This is a genomic window from Spiroplasma poulsonii, assembly GCF_009866525.1.
GTDB classification, from domain to species: Bacteria; Bacillota_I; Bacilli_A; order Mycoplasmatales; family Mycoplasmataceae; genus Spiroplasma; species Spiroplasma poulsonii.
In genome coordinates, this window is sequence record NZ_CM020866.1 from 798,379 (window position 1) to 816,470 (window position 18,092).

Consider the following 18,092-nt stretch of genomic DNA (forward strand, 5'->3'; position numbering starts at 1 on the left):
GTATTAAAAAATGGCAAGAGTTAAAGGCGGACCAACAACAAGAAAACGTCGTAAAAAAATTATTAAACAAGCAAAAGGATATTTTGGGACAAAATCAACCCATTACAAAAAAGCAAAAGAACAAGTAATGAAATCATTGGCATATGCCTTTCGTGATCGTAAACAACGTAAAAGGGATTTTCGTTCATTATGAATTCAGAGAATTAATGCAGCTGTGCGTGAACATGATATGTCATATTCACAATTTATGAATGGATTAAATAAAGCTAATGTCGAAATTAATCGTAATATGTTATCGGAATTAGCAATTCATAATCCTACTGAATTTAAAATGTTAGTGGATGAATCAAAAAAAGCGTTAAAAAATTAACAAAACTATTTTTAAAAAGTAGTTTTTTTTTGACAATTTATTCTTAGTTGCTAATTATTACAATTAAGCATAAAATATTAATATATTTAAGGGGAAAACACAAAATATGGCAACAAAGTTATCATTAAAAGAACAAGTTGAAATTTTACCAGCAAAACCAGGGTGTTATTTATTTTTTAATAGTTATAATCAAGTGTTATATGTTGGAAAAGCAAAAAATTTACGTAGCCGGGTTAGTTCATACTTTAATAAGGTTTATAATTACAAAACAACACGGTTGGTGCAAGAAATCACGCGGTTAGAAACAATTATTACTAAAACAGAAAAAGAAGCGTTAATTTTAGAACATAATTTAATTAAACAATATAAACCAAAATATAATATTTTATTAAATGATGATAAACATTATCCATACATTGTAATTACCAAGGAACAAGATCCCCAATATTTATATGTTCGTAATGTTCATAAAAAATATGCTCGTTGTTATGGTCCGTTTCCAGAAGGAAGTCATGCTCGGGAGATTATTAAAGTTTTAGAACGATTATATCCGTTGCGGCGTTGTAAAGGAAACCTTGGTAAACCCTGCTTATATTATCATATTAACCAATGTTCTGGCGCTTGTTTTAAAACCGTGCCAAAAGAATATTATACAGCAATGATCAAAAAGGTTCATGCTTTTTTTAAAGGAAATTTTAACGAGACAAAAGAGTTGTTAGAAAAACGAATGTTACAAGCAGCAAATAATTTACAATTTGAAGAGGCCCAAAAGCTAAAATTATTAATTCGTAATTTAGATTGGACTTTATCATCCCAAACAGTTGAAATGTTAAATCAAAATGATGATTTAGATGTAATTAGTTTATACAAAACTGAGCATAATTTAGTATTAACAACTTTGTTTTATCGGGCTGGAAAATTAAGTTATAAAGATTATGAATATTATCAAGTCACAATTGAAGATGATTTTCAAGAACTTTATCGGTTATATTTGCAAAATATTTATCAAAAGAATATTTTACCGACTAAAATTATTGTTAATAAAGCGATTGCTTTACCAGAATTAAATTTATTATTTGATAATCGTGTTTTTCATCCCCAAACCCGAGCAGAAGAAACAATTATGCAACTAGCAACTGACAATAGTTATGAATCTTATTTACAAACGCAATCAACAGCACAGCGTCAGCTAAATAATGTTGAAGTTTTACAAGAATTACAAAATCTTTTACATTTAAATGAATTACCTTATTTAATTGAAATGATTGATATTGCAAATATTAATGATGAATTTGTTACTGGTGGGGTAATCGTTTATAAAAATGGGCGACCATCACGAAATGATTATCGTAAATATAATCTGGCAATTGCGCAACAAGATGATGCCCATCGAATTGCGGCTGTTGTTGCTCGTCGTTATCAAAAAGCGCTTGAAACTGACCAGCCATTACCAAACTTAATTATGATGGATGGGGGAATTCAACAAGTTAACGCTTGTTTAAATGAATTAAAAAAATTAAATTTAATAATCCCTGTTATTGGGTTAGTTAAAAACAATCAACATAAAACTGACCATCTTCTTAACTTAGCAAAAGAAAAGGTCTATCTTGATAAAACCAGTCGCTTATTTTTATTTTTAACAAAAATGCAAGACGATGTTCATCATTTTGCAATTAGTAGTTTTCGCCGTCGGCAAACAAAGGCGTTAACAACAAGTATTTTAGAAGTAGTTCCGGGGTTAGGGGCACAACGGATTAAGGCTTTAAATCTTGATTTTGATAGTGTTGGGGCAATGCAAAAGGCAAGTGGTGAAGAATTATATCAAATTTTACGTAATTGAAAACTTGTTGAAAATTTGCGAAAGTTTCTGGAAAATTTTAGCGGATAAAGTTTTTTTAGTTATAATTATAATGGACAAAGTTAAATATATAAAAAGGAGTAAAGAATATTATGCATAGAGTCCAACGAAAAGACTTATTATTAGAATATCTATGCCAAAAACCTTTCCACGAAATGAATCATGTTCTTGAGTATGTTGCAAAATTCGATATTTCTGCGACAACCGCACGTCGTGATTTAAAAGAACTTGAAAATGAAAGTATTATTACAATGTTTTATGGTGGGATTAATTTTTTAGGGGTTCACAATAAGTCGTGCAGTATTGATGTTCGTGCAAGTAGCATTAACTTTGATAAAAAAATGATTATTGCGAAAAAACTTTTAAATCTTTTAGAAAAAAATGATATTATATTTGTTGGTGTTGGGTCAACTTGTGAAGTTTTTGTAACTTTAATTGATAAACCAGTTAAAATTGTTACTAATTCATTTCGAATTTTACAATTGGCAAAAGACAATTATAATGTTCAATATAATGTTTTAATTGGTGGTAAAGTACGAGAAAAATCACAAGCGTTTTATGGCTCACTTTGTGAAGAAAGTTTATCATTAATTCAATTTTCAAAGGTTATTTTTTCGGCAAATACAATTGATCAAACGGGCGCAGTTTATAAAAGTAACGAAGAAGAGGCTCGGGTTGAATTAGCAGCCTTAGCACGAGTACAAACAAAAATTCTATTGGCAGATAGTACTAAATTTGATAAGCTGGGGTTTTTTAAATTTTATGAAACAAAAAATGTTTCGTATTTAGTAACCGATAAACCAGAAGTTGCTAAACAATATGATTTAAATGTTAGTATTATTTAAGACTTTGTCTTCGGACAAAGTTTTTTCTTTGCAAGGAAAAAGGTTTTGTGGCTGGTAATTTTGTGCTTGAAAGGAGGTTAAAATGGAATTAAATAATGTCCAGTATGTATGTAACCAAATTGAAAAGTTTGAATTTGAAGAATTATTCACCGTTCTAGCAAAAATTGAAGCAGTTGTAAAGGACCAAACAGACGGCGTCGATTAGGAAAATATTTTCAATAAACTCTCAAATTTTTTTCATTCCAAGTTTATTATAATCACAATTGAAAGTTGAGGAATTAAAACATGGAATGATTGGGTGGGGAACATGCAATTGAGAACTAATATTCTTGAGAAGTTAGAAGAAATTATTAACCGTAATGATGATACTGTTAATGGTATCATTGCACAAACTATTTTAAATTTTGCTAAAGTACCAAACGAAACTTTTATTATTAATGATGTTGCAGAAACATCACATACAAGTGTCTCATCGGTAACGAAGTTTTGTAAGATGCTAGGTTTTACTGGTTGAAAAGAATTTTATATTTTCTTTCGTTATGAATTAGATAATTTGAGAAAACTTAATCAATTACACCGTATTAACCCTTTAGAAAACACAATTAAGGATTTAGTAACAAATCACACTGTTATGATGACAAAACTATTAAATGAAAATTTAGAATCAATTTTAGAATTAAAAACAATGTTAAAAACAACCAATAAAATTTATTTAATTGGTGAACACACACATTTAGATTTATTAATTAATTTTTATCATCAATTATTAGGACTTGGGTTTGACACAAGTATGACAACCCATGATTTTATTGCCAAAAAGTTTTTAGAAAAACTAACCAAAGATGATCTTGTCCTTTGAATTATTATTGATACTAACCAAACGTATTTATTTAATGTTTTTAAAACATAGTGATAAGACATTACCTTGTGATAATATTAAATTTATTTTAAAAGAAAATTCACCGATTTTAGAGACAAATTTAACAACAAGAGGGCCAATCATTATTAATGATCGCCGCAAAATGTATACCCACCAAATAATTTATAATCATTTATTTATTATCTTTAATGCAATTCTGACAATGCTTAATTAAAAAAATACCCAGACAATTAATCTGAGTATTTTTTATTTTTCTTTATTATGATCAGTATCTCAATCTTCTAAAACCATATGTTTAATAAAACGTTGCATTCATAGGTTAGGATTTGGCCCTGTTTCTAAATTACCAATTTCACCAGTTTCAAAACCAACATAATTACCATTTTTAACATAAATATAAGTTGGTGTTCCATTTAATCCTAATGATTCAGCGGTAATGCTTTTATCAATTTCACCGTTAATTTTATGGGCATTACGTTCTTGCGTTACAATTCAATCCGCAACGTTTTTTGCTCATTTTTGTTGTCAAACATTATTGTAATCTTTAACATCACTTGTAACAATTAAACGGGTTTTTTTAATTTTTGCTTGTTCTTCAGCACTAATATGGTAACTATTTAAAGCATATTGTGCACCACGTTTTCCTGTTAAGTAATCATCATATTTTTGATTGCCATACCCATTAGTATATAAATCAGCAATTGTTGTGTCATGGGTATTTTGACAGTGAATACAATTTTGTGCTGATACCATAAAAATAAAGTTTTCCTTGTTCTTAACCCCGTCCATAAATTGGGTGTAATATACCATATTTTTATCTGAACAAGCAATTACAGTCGTTGCGGTTGTTGATACAATTGTTAGGGCTGCCATTGTGCTTAGCAGTTTTCTCATTTTTATTCCTCCTAAGAATTAGTTATAATGTTGTCTATTTATAACTATACATTATTTTTTTAAGTTTTGACATAAAATATTAAATATTTTGTTCGATTACGGGTAGAAAATTATGGTGAAAAGGATATAATATATATAATAGACTTCTTGCGATACCCTTTTTTATTAAAATATTATTATAAAATATAATTTATGAGGACATAAAAATATGAACAATAATAAATTTAATACTCTTAATGATAGAGAATGGTTAAGATTAACAGGAATAAAAAAATCCACTTTTAATAAAATGTTAGATATTTTAAAAGTTGCTGAAATAGAAAAATTTAAAAAAGATGGTAAAACTAATAAATTATCATTAGAAAATAGATTATTGATGACTTTATTATATTGACGAGAATATCAGACTTATTTTCATCTTGGTAAAAGTTTTGATATTAGTGAGGCTAATTGTTATCGTAATATTAAGTGAATTGAAGATATTTTAATTAAAAACTCTGATTTTCAACAACTTGCTGGTAAAAAAGCACTAATAAATGATTATTTTAATGATAAAACTATTATTATTGATGCTACCGAAACTCCAATCCAACGCCCAAAAAAAGACAAAAACAATCTTATTCTGGTAAAAAGAAAAAACACACGATCAAAACACAAGTAATTATCGAACAAGAAACCAAAAAAATTATTGCAACAAGTTTTTCGCTCGGAAAAAAACATGATTATGCTTTATTTAAAGAATCAAAAATCCCAATTTTAAAAAATACCAAATTAATAGTTGATAGTGGTTATCAAGGAATACAAAAAAATCACAATAATGTTCTAATACCTACAAAGAAAACAAAGAAAAACCCTTTAAACAAAGAACAAAAGCAATATAATAGACTAGTTTCAAAAATGAGAATTATTATTGAAAATATTTTTGCTATTCTTAAAAAATTTAAAATTATTACAGAAAAATATCGTAATCGAAGAAAAAGATTTGGTTTAAGATTTAATTTAATTGCCTCAATTTATAATTTACAATTATTATATTTAACATAAAATATTTATTTAAAATTAAATAATTTAAATAATAAATTAATTTTTCGTTGTGGAAAAATATTAAATTTTTAAATAAAAAACATAATTAATTAAAATTATATTTTTCTATTAGTATCTTTTTTACAAATATTTGCAATTTTTTAACAAGTAATGCAAGAAGTCTATTGTAATGTCATTTTAAGAAATATTTTTTGATTTTTTATAATAGTTTTAGTTACTGTTATTTTTTAAAAAGGATGAGCCTCATATTTGAAGCTTTTATTAATCTTAAAAGTGATAACCACCATATTGCAACTTATGATATTAATTTTCTGCTTATTTTAGCAATAAAACAAAAACCTTTTAATATTTGAAACTGGGATGTTTAAATAAATAGCATTGAAAATGGTTGGTTTTTATTTTATAACCATTTATAGTATAACAATAATTATTATTGACCCTTCAATAATATCTATATACTACATTTTAAAATTTTATTTTTTATTTCTTTTTTAATACAGTTTTGTTGTTTTTTTAAAAATAATTAATAATTATTTTAATTGACAAAAATTATTGTTTTATATAAAATTATAAAGGTTTTAACACAATAACTAATTGTGTAATCGGGTGTTATTAGACTGGAACGTACCTACCTTACAAGTGGGCGATCAGCGGTTTAATTTCGTTACACCCGACCATTTAATGTTTGTGCTGGCTTAGCTCAACTGGTAGAGCAACTGACTTGTAATCAGTAGGTTGGGAGTTCGATTCTTCTAGCCAGCACCATTCTTGGAGGGGTAGTGAAGTGGCCAAACACATCTGACTGTAAATCAGCTCCTTCGGGTTCGGGGGTTCGAATCCCTCCCCCTCCACCATTTTTATTGAGACATAGGGCTATAGCCAAGCGGTAAGGCAAAGGACTTTGACTCCTTCATGCGCTGGTTCAATCCCAGCTAGCCCTGCCATTTAAGTCTCCTGTTAGCTCAGTAGGTAGAGCATCTGGCTTTTAACCAGTGGGTCAAAGGTTCAAGTCCTTTACAGGAGACCATTTATTAGATATATATGCCCGAGTGGCGGAATAGGTAGACGCAACGGACTTAAAATCCGTCGGTTTTACAACTGTACCGGTTCAAGTCCGGTCTCGGGTACCATTTTATTTAAAAACAATTGACATCAAATTAAGACAGTGGTATATATATTATTGTTATAAGTTATAAAAATTAAAAATGCGGGTGTAGTTTAATGGTAGAACTTCAGCCTTCCAAGCTGACTGTGAGGGTTCGATTCCCTTCACCCGCTCCATTACTATAAGTTGTTAGTTTAACAATTTTTTTATGTTAAAATAGGAATACAAGCATCTTAAGAGGAGTAATTAATTAATATGAAAGTAATTAAAAAGGATAACAAAAAAGACGTTACTGATAATAATTGAGAACATTTACCCGTAGAAGTACAAAATGATTTAGCGTTTCATGCTTCACGAACTGTTTTTTGAAAAAGTTTTTTATTTTTGATCATTGAAGCAGTAGGGCCATTTTTGTTGTTGTTTTTGTTAACTTCCCCAGATTTAAGTTTTGCTTATCATTATGATGTTGGTGCTGGAATTAGTTTTGGATTAGCAATGATTTTAGGAGTCTTTTTATTAACTTGTGCTGGTTTTTGGTTAAAGTTTCATCAAGCTGATCAGTTTACTTATACAATTACTTTATCTTGAACTTTATATGGCATTTATTTAACTGGTTATTGATGAGGGTGAGATAAAATTTTATATCGTTGTTTAGTTGCCCTAGTGTTTTTATTACTTGCTGTTTTTTTTGGTACTTTTATGGCCGTATGAATGCGTAATTTATGTGGTTATTTACAAATGAAAAAAACTAATTTTCAAGAACTCGAAGCTAACGAACAAGAAACAACGACAGCGGATGATGAGCAAAATCCACCATCATCAACACTTGATCCCTAATCATTATTTTGCAAATTAAGTAATTTTAAATTAATAATTTCTAAGAAAATATTATTGTTTGTTTGTTCATACATATAGTTAGCTCAAGCAATTCAAACAATGTTTTGATAATACATTCAAGCGTTAACTTTTTGCTGCTGTTGTACTGTTAGGTTGAAAAGACTAAACCAATATGTTTGTTCTGCTTTTGTTGTTAACGTTTCTGAAGCAAAAGAAGCAATATCAAAAAACTTATCATTTTGCATTGCATATTCAAAATCAATTAAATAAAGTTTTTTTTCAACAACAACTAAATTTCCACCATTTAAATCATTGTGGCATAAAACAAGATTATTTGTTTGCAATTTAATATAATCAAGCTTAGCTTCATATGGTTGTAAGGCTACTAATGGCTTTTTCAAAGCAGTTTTAAAAGTTTCTAAAAATTGTTGTGGTTGAAAAGTCTTAATTTGATCATTTGCGGTAAGCTTAATTTGTCATAATTGTTTAATTATTGCTGCAATATTTTTAAGGACTTCTTTTGTAAGTTTTATCGCACTAACTGGTTGTAATGTTTGATAGTATGATGTTACGAGGAAGAAATGGTCATTATCATAACCATAATCAACAATTGGAAGGGTTAATTTAGTATTTTTAATTTTTTCTAAAACAAAAATTTCATTTTGATGGTCAATAAATAAATTGGTAAAAGGGTCACTATAGCGAATAAAAAGATTATCAACGGTTTGGTAATTTTGATTAGTTATTCCTAAATTTAGTTTTGTTTTAATGTTGTATTTCATCATTTATCTAACTTCCATTCTGTGATTTCTTAATTTTATTATACAATAGATATAATTAAGAAAAGCGAGGAAATAAGGAATGACAGAGATTTGAATTGCAACTAGTAATAAAAACAAAGTTCGAGAATTTAAGGCGATGTTTTACGATGTTAACATAACAGTTAAATCATTATTAGATTTAGAAAATCCGATTCCTGATATTCCAGAAACGGGAACTACCTTTGAAGAAAATGCTTTTTGCAAGGCGGATTTTTTAAGTCAAATGATTAATAAACCAGTCTTGGCTGATGATTCAGGTTTAGAAATTATTAGGTTGGATCATTTTCCGGGGGTTAATACGCGACGATGAGCACATCCAATTACTGACAATAAAATTATTAATGATTTATTAGACTTCTTGCGATACCCTTTTTTATTAAAATATTATTATAAAATATAATTTATGAGGACATAAAAATATGAACAATAATAAATTTAATACTCTTAATGATAGAGAATGGTTAAGATTAACAGGAATAAAAAAATCCACTTTTAATAAAATGTTAGATATTTTAAAAGTTGCTGAAATAGAAAAATTTAAAAAAGGTGGTAAAACTAATAAATTATCATTAGAAAATAGATTATTGATGACTTTATTATATTGACGAGGAGAATATCAGACTTATTTTCATCTTGGTAAAAGTTTTGATATTAGTGAGGCTAATTGTTATCGTAATATTAAGTGAATTGAAGATATTTTAATTAAAAACTCTGATTTTCAACAACTTGCTGGTAAAAAAGCACTAATAAATGATTATTTTAATGATAAAACTATTATTATTGATGCTACCGAAACTCCAATCCAACGCCCAAAAAAAGACAAAAACAATCTTATTCTGGTAAAAAGAAAAAACACACGATCAAAACACAAGTAATTATCGAACAAGAAACCAAAAAAATTATTGCAACAAGTTTTTCGCTCGGAAAAAAACATGATTATGCTTTATTTAAAGAATCAAAAATCCCAATTTTAAAAAATACCAAATTAATAGTTGATAGTGGTTATCAAGGAATACAAAAAAATCACAATAATGTTCTAATACCTACAAAGAAAACAAAGAAAAACCCTTTAAACAAAGAACAAAAGCAATATAATAGACTAGTTTCAAAAATGAGAATTATTATTGAAAATATTTTTGCTATTCTTAAAAAATTTAAAATTATTACAGAAAAATATCGTAATCGAAGAAAAAGATTTGGTTTAAGATTTAATTTAATTGCCTCAATTTATAATTTACAATTATTATATTTAACATAAAATATTTATTTAAAATTAAATAATTTAAATAATAAATTAATTTTTCGTTGTGGAAAAATATTAAATTTTTAAATAAAAAACATAATTAATTAAAATTATATTTTTCTATTAGTATCTTTTTTACAAATATTTGCAATTTTTTAACAAGTAATGCAAGAAGTCTAATAAATTTAATACTCTTAATGATAGAGAATGGTTAAGATTAACAGGAATAAAAAAATCCACTTTTAATAAAATGTTAGATATTTTAAAAGTTGCTGAAATAGAAAAATTTAAAAAAGGTGGTAAAACTAATAAATTATCATTAGAAAATAGATTATTGATGACCTTATTATATTGACGAGAATATCAGACTTATTTTCATCTTGGTAAAAGTTTTGATATTAGTGAGGCTAATTGTTATCGTAATATTAAGTGAATTGAAGATATTTTAATTAAAAACTCTGATTTTCAACAACTTGCTGGTAAAAAAGCACTAATAAATGATTATTTTAATGATAAAACTATTATTATTGATGCTACCGAAACTCCAATCCAACGCCCAAAAAAAGACAAAAACAATCTTATTCTGGTAAAAAGAAAAAACACACGATCAAAACACAAGTAATTATCGAACAAGAAACCAAAAAAATTATTGCAACAAGTTTTTCGCTCGGAAAAAAACATGATTATGCTTTATTTAAAGAATCAAAAATCCCAATTTTAAAAAATACCAAATTAATAGTTGATAGTGGTTATCAAGGAATACAAAAAAATCACAATAATGTTCTAATACCTACAAAGAAAACAAAGAAAAACCCTTTAAACAAAGAACAAAAGCAATATAATAGACTAGTTTCAAAAATGAGAATTATTATTGAAAATATTTTTGCTATTCTTAAAAAAATTTAAAATTATTACAGAAAAATATCGTAATCGAAGAAAAAGATTTGGTTTAAGATTTAATTTAATTGCCTCAATTTATAATTTACAATTATTATATTTAACATAAAATATTTATTTAAAATTAAATAATTTAAATAATAAATTAATTTTTCGTTGTGGAAAAATATTAAATTTTTAAATAAAAAACATAATTAATTAAAATTATATTTTTCTATTAGTATCTTTTTTACAAATATTTGCAATTTTTTAACAAGTAATGCAAGAAGTCTAATGATATAATTGCTGATCGTGTCACTTATTTAAGCAGTTTTAACTAGAATTACTTAACATTATTAACTTAATACAAATTAGCCATTTTTATGATAGTGGCTTTTTTATTATTTTTTAAAAAATTTAATAAATCTATAATATAATAAAGAAAGAACAAATTAGGTAAAGGGGTATGACAATGACAATTAATAATACTAAAAATCAAGATTTTCATAAATGATTATTTTTTGCTCGTACTAATAACATGATGATGTGCCGTTAATTACGATAAATTTAATAATATTAAAAATCAATAATCAATTATTTTAACAAGAGAAAGTAGTTGATTAATGTGCCGAAAAAACAGAAAAAAGTTGAAAAATTATTACAAGAACAAACGCTAACAACAAATTTATTAGATTTAAAGAAAGAGGTTTCTTTTCGTGGTTTAGTACCGTTGTTATTATTTGTTATTTTATTTATTTTAGTGGGAATTATTTTAGATATTTTTAAACAAGAAATTTTTTCAAAAAACAATCCAATGGGGTTTTATTTAATATTTGCTCCAATTATTATTTTGATTCCAACGATTATTGGTTTTTTAATTATTAAAGGAAATTTTACAACTAAATTAAATGCCTTCTTAAAAGGAAGTGCTGATCAAAACATTTTAATTATGGTTTTTATTTATTTATTGTCGGGGTCATTTGCTCAACTAATGAACATAATTGGGGCTTCTTCTGCCATTGCTTTTCTTGGGTTCAAGGTTATTCCACCAGCAATTTTAGTTGGGGGTGTTTTTCTAATTAGTGCGATTATTTCAACTGCAATGGGAACTAGTGTTGGAACAATTGTTGCGTTTGGACCAATTGCGTTTGGAATGGCAGCACAAGCAAATTTAAATTTAGCAATGGTAGGTGGGGCCTTATTGTGCGGAGCAATGTTCGGTGATGATTTATCAGTTATCTCTGATACAGCAATTGCATCATGTCGAACTCAAGATGTTACTCCGCAAAGTCGATTTTTATTTAATTGAAAAATTTTAATTTTTGCCGCAATTATTACTATTATTCTTTTCTTTACCGTTACTTATGTCAAATATGCAAAAGTAAATAGTGAAAGATGAATTTGGTGGCGAGCATTATTAACAATTTTACCATTCTTTGTTGTTCTAGTTGTTGCCTTGTGTGGTGTTAATGTTTTTATTGTGTTAATTAGTGGGATTTTTGGTGCCATTATTGTTGGTTTTAGTTTAAGCCAATTTAATCAATGAGTAACAGCAACTGGTGATTTAACATCATCTTATTTACCAAGTTTAACGCCCGCTCGTATGTTAAATGGCAGTTTAAATCCAAATGGTCATTTCTTAAGTGGTTTAGATAAGTTTTTAGTGGCAACAGATGCTATTAAAAATGGAATGTTATCAATGGCGGAAATTGCTTTTTTAGCACTTTTCACTGGTGGTTTAGCAGGGTTAAGTGAACTATCTGGGGGATTGGAATGAGCAACTGAAAAAATTAATCAAAAAATTAAAGGTAAAAAAAGTGCGCAATTTGGAATTGCAACTTTAACAAGTGTGGCAGATATTGCTTTAGCTAACAATACTATTGCTATTATTGTTGTTGGCCCAATGGTAAAAGAAATTCGACAAAAATATGATTTAAATAAAAACAAGATTGCTGCTTTTGTTTCAATTTTCCCCGCTGTCTTCCAAGGTTTAATTCCATATGGGGCACAAATGCTAATTTTAGTTAGTATGGCAAATAACTATGTTACTAGTAATCAAACACCGATCTCTTTTCTTGATGTTTGAAAATATGCTTGATATTTATATTTACTATTTTTTTCAGCAATTATTTTTATTAGTTTTAATAGTTTAGAACGCTATTTAACAGCATCATGATGAAAAGGAATAACTAACATCTTTCGGAAAAAATAAGATTAAAATAACTATTTTAAATAGTTATTTTTTATGAAAAAAATATTAATATTTTTAGTAAAAACGCTTGCAAAAAAATATGGATTTTATATACTTATAAAGGTGTCAGTTAGTAATACTTATTATTAATGAAAAATGAATATTTCCGCACAATATCGAAAAAATTATTACAAAAAAAGTCAAAAGTTATTGACAATAATCACTAATTTTTGTATGATTTGAAAGGTGTTTTGTTGACACAAAAACGATCTTTGAAAACTAAACATAACAACAAAGATAATCATTTAATCAATGAATATCCGTCATTAAAGCTAGGAACAAAAACAATATTTTTTAATGAGAGTTTGATCCTGGCTCAGGATGAACGCTGGCGGCATGCCTAATACATGCAAGTCGAACGGGGTGCTTGCACCCAGTGGCGAACGGGTGAGTAACACGTATCTAATCTACCCATTAGCGGGGGATAACAGTTGGAAACGACTGCTAATACCGCATACGACATTTTCTGGCATCAGAGAATGTTAAAAGGTCCGTTTGGACCACTAATGGATGAGGGTGCGGCGTATTAGTTAGTTGGTGGGGTAATGGCCTACCAAGACAGTGATACGTAGCCGAACTGAGAGGTTGAACGGCCACATCGGGACTGAGACACGGCCCGAACTCCTACGGGAGGCAGCAGTAGGGAATTTTTCACAATGGGCGAAAGCCTGATGGAGCAATGCCGCGTGACTGAAGACGGTCTTCGGATTGTAAAGGTCTGTTGTAAGGGAAGAACAGTAGGTATAGGAAATGATACTTATTTGACGGTACCTTACCAGAAAGCCACGGCTAACTATGTGCCAGCAGCCGCGGTAATACATAGGTGGCAAGCGTTATCCGGATTTATTGGGCGTAAAGCGTGCGCAGACGGTTTAACAAGTTTGGGGTCAAATCCTGGAGCTTAACTCCAGTTCGCCTTGAAAACTGTTAAGCTAGAGTGTAGGAGAGGTCGATGGAATTCCATGTGTAGCGGTGAAATGCGTAGATATATGGAGGAACACCAGTGGCGAAGGCGGTCGACTGGCCTATCACTGACGTTTAGGCACGAAAGCGTAGGGAGCAAATAGGATTAGATACCCTAGTAGTCTACGCCGTAAACGATGAGTACTAAGTGTCGGACTAAGTTCGGTGCTGCAGCTAACGCATTAAGTACTCCGCCTGAGTAGTATGCTCGCAAGAGTGAAACTCAAAGGAATTGACGGGGACCCGCACAAGCGGTGGAGCATGTGGTTTAATTCGAAGCAACGCGAAGAACCTTACCAAGGCTTGACATCCAGTGCAAAGCTGTAGAAATACAGTGGAGGTTAACATTGAGACAGGTGGTGCATGGTTGTCGTCAGCTCGTGCCGTGAGGTGTTTGGTTAAGTCCAGTAACGAGCGCAACCCTTGCCGTTATTTACTCCATTAAGTTGAGATACTCTAACGGGACTGCTAGTGTAAGCTAGAGGAAGGTGGGGATGACGTCAAATCATCATGCCCCTTATGTCTTGGGCTACACACGTGCTACAATGGCCGGTACAAACAGTTGCGATCTCGCAAGAGGGAGCTAATCTGAAAAAGCCGGTCTCAGTTCGGATTGAGGGCTGCAACTCGCCCTCATGAAGCCGGAATCGCTAGTAATCGCGAATCAGCAATGTCGCGGTGAATACGTTCTCGGGTCTTGTACACACCGCCCGTCACACCATGAGAGTTGATAATACCAGAAGTCGGTATTCTAACCGCAAGGAGGAAGCCGCCCAAGGTAGGATTGATGATTAGGGTGAAGTCGTAACAAGGTATCCGTACGAGAACGTGCGGATGGATCACCTCCTTTCTATGGAGTTATTACTTTATAGTAATCTAATTAGTTTTAATGACCGTTATGTTTAGTTTTCGGGGATTAGTTTCTCTGACAATAACACGAAAAATGTTATTGAAATTGTTCTTTGAAAACTGGATAATAGACATCTAGTTATTTTAATCATAAGATTAAAATAACAATAATTCAAAATTTCTGTTATTTTAAAAAAATAACTAAAATTTCACAGTTATATTTGTAAATGATTCTCAAAACTGATTTAAAATCAGGTCAAATAATTAAATTAATAAAACTTTGAAGTTACAAAGGGCGTATGGTGAATGCCTTGGGAATAGGAGACGATGAAGGACGTGACTACCTGCGATAAGGTTCGGGGAGCTGGAAGTAAGCTTTGATCCGAACATGTCCGAATGGGGGAACCCGGTGAGATTAATCTCTCATCATCCTATAATGAATACATAGTTATAGTGAAGGTATACTTAGGGAATTGAAACATCTCAGTACCTAGAGGAAAAGAAAGCGAATGCGATTCTCTTAGTAGCGGCGAGCGAACGGGGAACAGCCCAAACCAGATTTATCTGGGGTTGTAGGACCATATGAGTAGAGTTACAAAACTTGTTTATAGTAGAAATGGTTGGGAAACCATGCCACAGAGGGTGATAGCCCCGTATATGAAATGAACAAGACTCGAAATGGAATCCTGAGTACGGCGAGACACGTGAAATCTTGTCGGAATCAACGCGGACCACCGCGTAAGGCTAAATACTACCTATTCACCGATAGTGAACCAGTACCGTGAGGGAAAGGTGAAAAGCACCCCGGGAGGGGAGTGAAATAGTACCTGAAACCATATGCCTACAAGAAGTCGGAGCCCGTTAATGGGTAACGGCGTGCCTTTTGTAGAATGAGCCGGCGAGTTATGATAGCATGCAAGGTTAAGTAGAAGATACGGAGCCGTAGTGAAAGCGAGCCTTAATAGGGCGTTTAGTATGTTGTCATAGACCCGAAACCAGGTGATCTAGCCATGAGCAGGTTGAAGTTGAGGTAAAACTTAATGGAGGACCGAACCGACGTTCGTTGAAAAGACCGCGGATGACTTGTGGCTAGGGGTGAAATTCCAATCGAACCTGGAGATAGCTGGTTCTCCCCGATATAGCTTTAGGGCTAGCGTCGAGGTTAGCAAGTTGGAGGTAGAGCACTAAATGTATGATGGCCCCACCTAGGGGTACTGAATACAATTAAACTCCGAATGCCAATTTTGTATACTCGGCAGTCAGTACATGGGTGATAAGGTCCATGCACGTAAGGGAAACAGCCCAGATCATCAGCTAAGGTCCCAAAATTTATGCTAAGTGTGTAAGGATGTGAAGTCGCTTAGACAGCTAGGAGGTTGGCTTAGAAGCAGCCACCCTTTAAAGAGTGCGTAACAGCTCACTAGTCGAGTAACTTTGCGCCGAAAATGTACCGGGGCTAAGCATAATACCGAAGCTATGGGTTTTGTATATTTATATACAGGGCGGTAGGGGAGCGTTCTAACAGGGATGAAGGTAGACCGTGAGGACTGCTGGACTGGTTAGAAGTGAGAATGCCGGCATGAGTAACGTTTGAGGGTGAGAATCCCTCATGCCGTTTGACCAAGGTTTCCTGGGCAAGGTTCGTCCACCCAGGGTTAGTCAGGACCTAAGGCGAGGCCAAAAGGCGTAGTCGATGGACAACAGGTTGATATTCCTGTACCACCATATAGAGCGATGGAGTGACGGAGAAGGATAGTATATCCCGGTTATTGGATTTCCGGGCTAAGCACAAAGAGGGTAAGGTTGGCAAATCCGCCTTGCATAACCTTGAAGTGTGATGGGGAGCGAACGGTTCGCCTAGTAGCGAAGTATATGACTCCATGCTTCCAAGAAAAGCTTCTAGCACTATTTATATGGTGCCTGTACCTAGAACGAACACACGTGGTCAAGGAGAGAATCCTAAGGCAAGCGAGATAACTGTAGCTAAGGAACTCTGCAAAATAACCCCGTAAGTTAGCGAGAAGGGGTGCTCATAGCAATATGAGCCGCAGTGAAGAGGGAGGGGCAACTGTTTAGCAAAAACACAGCTCTCTGCAAAGTCGTAAGACGACGTATAGGGGGTGACGCCTGCCCAGTGCTGGAAGGTTAAGGGGATTAGTTAGCATTAGCGAAGCTTTGAACCGAAGCCCCAGTGAACGGCGGCCGTAACTATAACGGTCCTAAGGTAGCGAAATTCCTTGTCAGGTAAGTTCTGACCCGCACGAAAGGCGTAATGATCCCTTCGCTGTCTCGGCTGCAGACTCGGTGAAATTTTAGTACCTGTGAAGATGCAGGTTACCCGCAACTAGACGGAAAGACCCCATGGAGCTTTACTATAGCTTGATATTGGGTTTTGATATAGCATATATAGGATAGGTGGGAGACTTTGAAGCAGCGACGCTAGTTGTTGTGGAGTCGTCCTTGGAATACCACCTTTGCTATGTCGAAATCCTAACCTAGATCTGTAAGCCAGATCAGAGACAGTGTCAGGTGGGTAGTTTGACTGGGGCGGTCGCCTCCTAAAATGTAACGGAGGCGCCCAAAGGTACCCTCAGTATGGTCGGAAATCATACATAGAGCGCAAAGGTAGAAGGGTGCTTGACTGTGAGACTTACAAGTCGAACAGGAGCGAAAGCTGGGCTTAGTGATCCGGCGGTCCCGTGTGGAAGGGCCGTCGCTCAACGGATAAAAGTTACCCTGGGGATAACAGGCTGATCTCCCCCAAGAGTTCACATCGACGGGGAGGTTTGGCACCTCGATGTCGGCTCATCGCATCCTGGAGCTGAAGTTGGTTCCAAGGGTTGGGCTGTTCGCCCATTAAAGCGGTACGCGAGCTGGGTTCAGAACGTCGTGAGACAGTTTGGTCCCTATCTGTTGTGGGCGTAGGAAATTTGAAGAGATCTGTTCCTAGTACGAGAGGACCGGGATGGACACACCTCTGGTGCTCCAGTTGTCACGCCAGTGGCACAGCTGGGTAGCTATGTGTGGAAATGATAATCGCTGAAGGCATCTAAGCGAGAAGCATACTTTAAGATGAGATTTCCCATCCTTTATGGAGTAAGACCCCTTGAAGACGACAAGGTTGATAGGTTGGGTGTGTAAGCACGGTGACGTGTTCAGCTAACCAATACTAATAGGTCGAGGACTTCAAAAAAGCGAGAGCTTATTTACAAATTTTAGAATGTTTATTATCTAGTTTTGAGGGGATAATTCCACT

The 18,092-nt window shown here is 32.3% G+C and carries 18 protein-coding genes, 6 tRNA genes and 2 rRNA genes; 24 read left to right on the forward strand and 2 right to left on the reverse strand.

Annotation, left to right across the window (positions count from 1 at the left end; all coding sequences use genetic code 4):
• Positions 1-10 precede the first annotated feature (10 nt).
• The 6 genes from rplT to MSROBK_RS11530 all read left to right on the forward strand — a co-directional run bounded on the left by rplT (position 11) and on the right by MSROBK_RS11530 (position 4,167).
• Entirely contained in the window at positions 11-370 is a 360-nt protein-coding gene (gene rplT / locus MSROBK_RS04450) for a 50S ribosomal protein L20 (RefSeq protein ID WP_040093315.1), read from the forward strand.
• Positions 371-476: 106 nt separating this feature from the next.
• Positions 477-2,258, forward strand: coding sequence for an excinuclease ABC subunit UvrC (gene uvrC / locus MSROBK_RS04455; protein WP_040093316.1), 1,782 nt, complete (start codon positions 477-479; stop codon positions 2,256-2,258).
• Positions 2,259-2,320: 62 nt separating this feature from the next.
• Positions 2,321-3,073 (forward strand): DeoR/GlpR family DNA-binding transcription regulator, encoded by a 753-nt coding sequence (locus MSROBK_RS04460; protein WP_040093318.1) that lies wholly within the window; start codon positions 2,321-2,323, stop codon positions 3,071-3,073.
• 82 nt (positions 3,074-3,155) lie between these two features.
• On the forward strand, positions 3,156-3,278 hold the full coding sequence (locus MSROBK_RS12095; protein ID WP_255516881.1) for a hypothetical protein: 123 nt from the start codon (positions 3,156-3,158) through the stop codon (positions 3,276-3,278).
• 108 nt (positions 3,279-3,386) lie between these two features.
• A complete protein-coding gene (locus MSROBK_RS04465) occupies positions 3,387-3,983 on the forward strand; it encodes a MurR/RpiR family transcriptional regulator (protein WP_227991427.1) in 597 nt (198 codons plus the stop codon).
• Positions 3,967-4,167: a hypothetical protein gene (locus MSROBK_RS11530; RefSeq protein ID WP_227991430.1), complete on the forward strand. Its 201-nt coding sequence runs from the start codon at positions 3,967-3,969 to the stop codon at positions 4,165-4,167. Before MSROBK_RS04465 ends, MSROBK_RS11530 begins: the two co-directional genes overlap by 17 nt.
• A 32-nt stretch (positions 4,168-4,199) precedes the next feature.
• Here the strand turns inward: MSROBK_RS11530 and MSROBK_RS04470 are convergent, their stop codons facing one another.
• Positions 4,200-4,847, reverse strand: coding sequence for a hypothetical protein (locus MSROBK_RS04470; protein ID WP_040093319.1), 648 nt, complete (start codon positions 4,845-4,847; stop codon positions 4,200-4,202).
• Between the two features lie 208 nt (positions 4,848-5,055).
• On the opposite strand from MSROBK_RS04470, the gene MSROBK_RS13295 reads away from it, so the two are divergent.
• From MSROBK_RS13295 to MSROBK_RS04510, 9 genes are all read left to right on the forward strand, one after another.
• Positions 5,056-5,508, forward strand: a complete 453-nt coding sequence (locus tag MSROBK_RS13295) for an IS5 family transposase (RefSeq protein ID WP_040093321.1) — start codon at positions 5,056-5,058, stop codon at positions 5,506-5,508.
• Positions 5,493-5,891 carry a transposase family protein gene (locus tag MSROBK_RS13300; RefSeq protein ID WP_242441474.1) on the forward strand — a complete coding sequence of 133 codons (399 nt, stop codon included), beginning with the start codon at positions 5,493-5,495 and terminating at the stop codon, positions 5,889-5,891. Before MSROBK_RS13295 ends, MSROBK_RS13300 begins: the two co-directional genes overlap by 16 nt.
• A gap of 689 nt (positions 5,892-6,580) precedes the next feature.
• Positions 6,581-6,656: transfer RNA gene (locus MSROBK_RS04480), tRNA-Thr, on the forward strand.
• 5 nt (positions 6,657-6,661) lie between these two features.
• Positions 6,662-6,745 (forward strand) — tRNA-Tyr (locus tag MSROBK_RS04485).
• Positions 6,746-6,760: 15 nt separating this feature from the next.
• Positions 6,761-6,835, forward strand: a tRNA-Gln gene (locus MSROBK_RS04490).
• A gap of 7 nt (positions 6,836-6,842) precedes the next feature.
• Positions 6,843-6,918 (forward strand) — tRNA-Lys (locus MSROBK_RS04495).
• A gap of 16 nt (positions 6,919-6,934) precedes the next feature.
• Positions 6,935-7,021 (forward strand) — tRNA-Leu (locus MSROBK_RS04500).
• Positions 7,022-7,098: 77 nt separating this feature from the next.
• A tRNA-Gly gene (locus MSROBK_RS04505) sits at positions 7,099-7,172 on the forward strand.
• Positions 7,173-7,251: 79 nt separating this feature from the next.
• Positions 7,252-7,833 carry a DxFTY motif-containing membrane protein gene (locus tag MSROBK_RS04510; RefSeq protein ID WP_052443480.1) on the forward strand — a complete coding sequence of 194 codons (582 nt, stop codon included), beginning with the start codon at positions 7,252-7,254 and terminating at the stop codon, positions 7,831-7,833.
• On the opposite strand, the gene MSROBK_RS04515 is transcribed toward MSROBK_RS04510, so the two are convergent.
• Positions 7,830-8,618 carry a phosphotransferase gene (locus MSROBK_RS04515; RefSeq protein WP_227991443.1) on the reverse strand — a complete coding sequence of 263 codons (789 nt, stop codon included), beginning with the start codon at positions 8,616-8,618 and terminating at the stop codon, positions 7,830-7,832. The genes MSROBK_RS04510 and MSROBK_RS04515 overlap by 4 nt on opposite strands.
• Positions 8,619-8,694: 76 nt before the next feature.
• Here MSROBK_RS04515 and MSROBK_RS04520 point away from each other — a divergent pair, with 76 nt between their 5' ends.
• The 9 genes from MSROBK_RS04520 to MSROBK_RS04545 all read left to right on the forward strand — a co-directional run bounded on the left by MSROBK_RS04520 (position 8,695) and on the right by MSROBK_RS04545 (position 18,029).
• Positions 8,695-9,054 carry a non-canonical purine NTP pyrophosphatase gene (locus tag MSROBK_RS04520; RefSeq protein ID WP_227991446.1) on the forward strand — a complete coding sequence of 120 codons (360 nt, stop codon included), beginning with the start codon at positions 8,695-8,697 and terminating at the stop codon, positions 9,052-9,054.
• Between the two features lie 19 nt (positions 9,055-9,073).
• A complete protein-coding gene (locus MSROBK_RS13305) occupies positions 9,074-9,529 on the forward strand; it encodes an IS5 family transposase (protein ID WP_040093322.1) in 456 nt (151 codons plus the stop codon).
• Complete coding sequence (locus MSROBK_RS13310; RefSeq protein ID WP_242441474.1) at positions 9,514-9,912, forward strand: transposase family protein; 399 nt, start codon at positions 9,514-9,516, stop codon at positions 9,910-9,912. Before MSROBK_RS13305 ends, MSROBK_RS13310 begins: the two co-directional genes overlap by 16 nt.
• Positions 9,913-10,147: 235 nt before the next feature.
• Positions 10,148-10,519, forward strand: a complete 372-nt coding sequence (locus MSROBK_RS13315) for an IS5 family transposase (RefSeq protein WP_040093092.1) — start codon at positions 10,148-10,150, stop codon at positions 10,517-10,519.
• Positions 10,504-10,803: a transposase family protein gene (locus MSROBK_RS13320; protein ID WP_416375437.1), complete on the forward strand. Its 300-nt coding sequence runs from the start codon at positions 10,504-10,506 to the stop codon at positions 10,801-10,803. The genes MSROBK_RS13315 and MSROBK_RS13320 overlap by 16 nt, the downstream gene beginning before the upstream one ends.
• Positions 10,769-10,903: a hypothetical protein gene (locus tag MSROBK_RS13325; protein ID WP_416375070.1), complete on the forward strand. Its 135-nt coding sequence runs from the start codon at positions 10,769-10,771 to the stop codon at positions 10,901-10,903. Before MSROBK_RS13320 ends, MSROBK_RS13325 begins: the two co-directional genes overlap by 35 nt.
• 495 nt (positions 10,904-11,398) lie before the next feature.
• Positions 11,399-12,985: a Na+/H+ antiporter NhaC family protein gene (locus MSROBK_RS04535; protein WP_040093323.1), complete on the forward strand. Its 1,587-nt coding sequence runs from the start codon at positions 11,399-11,401 to the stop codon at positions 12,983-12,985.
• Positions 12,986-13,317: 332 nt separating this feature from the next.
• A 16S ribosomal RNA gene (locus tag MSROBK_RS04540) occupies positions 13,318-14,837 on the forward strand.
• Between the two features lie 278 nt (positions 14,838-15,115).
• A 23S ribosomal RNA gene (locus MSROBK_RS04545) occupies positions 15,116-18,029 on the forward strand.
• Together the 16S and 23S rRNA genes form the textbook arrangement of a ribosomal RNA operon.
• The last annotated feature ends 63 nt before the right edge of the window (positions 18,030-18,092 follow it).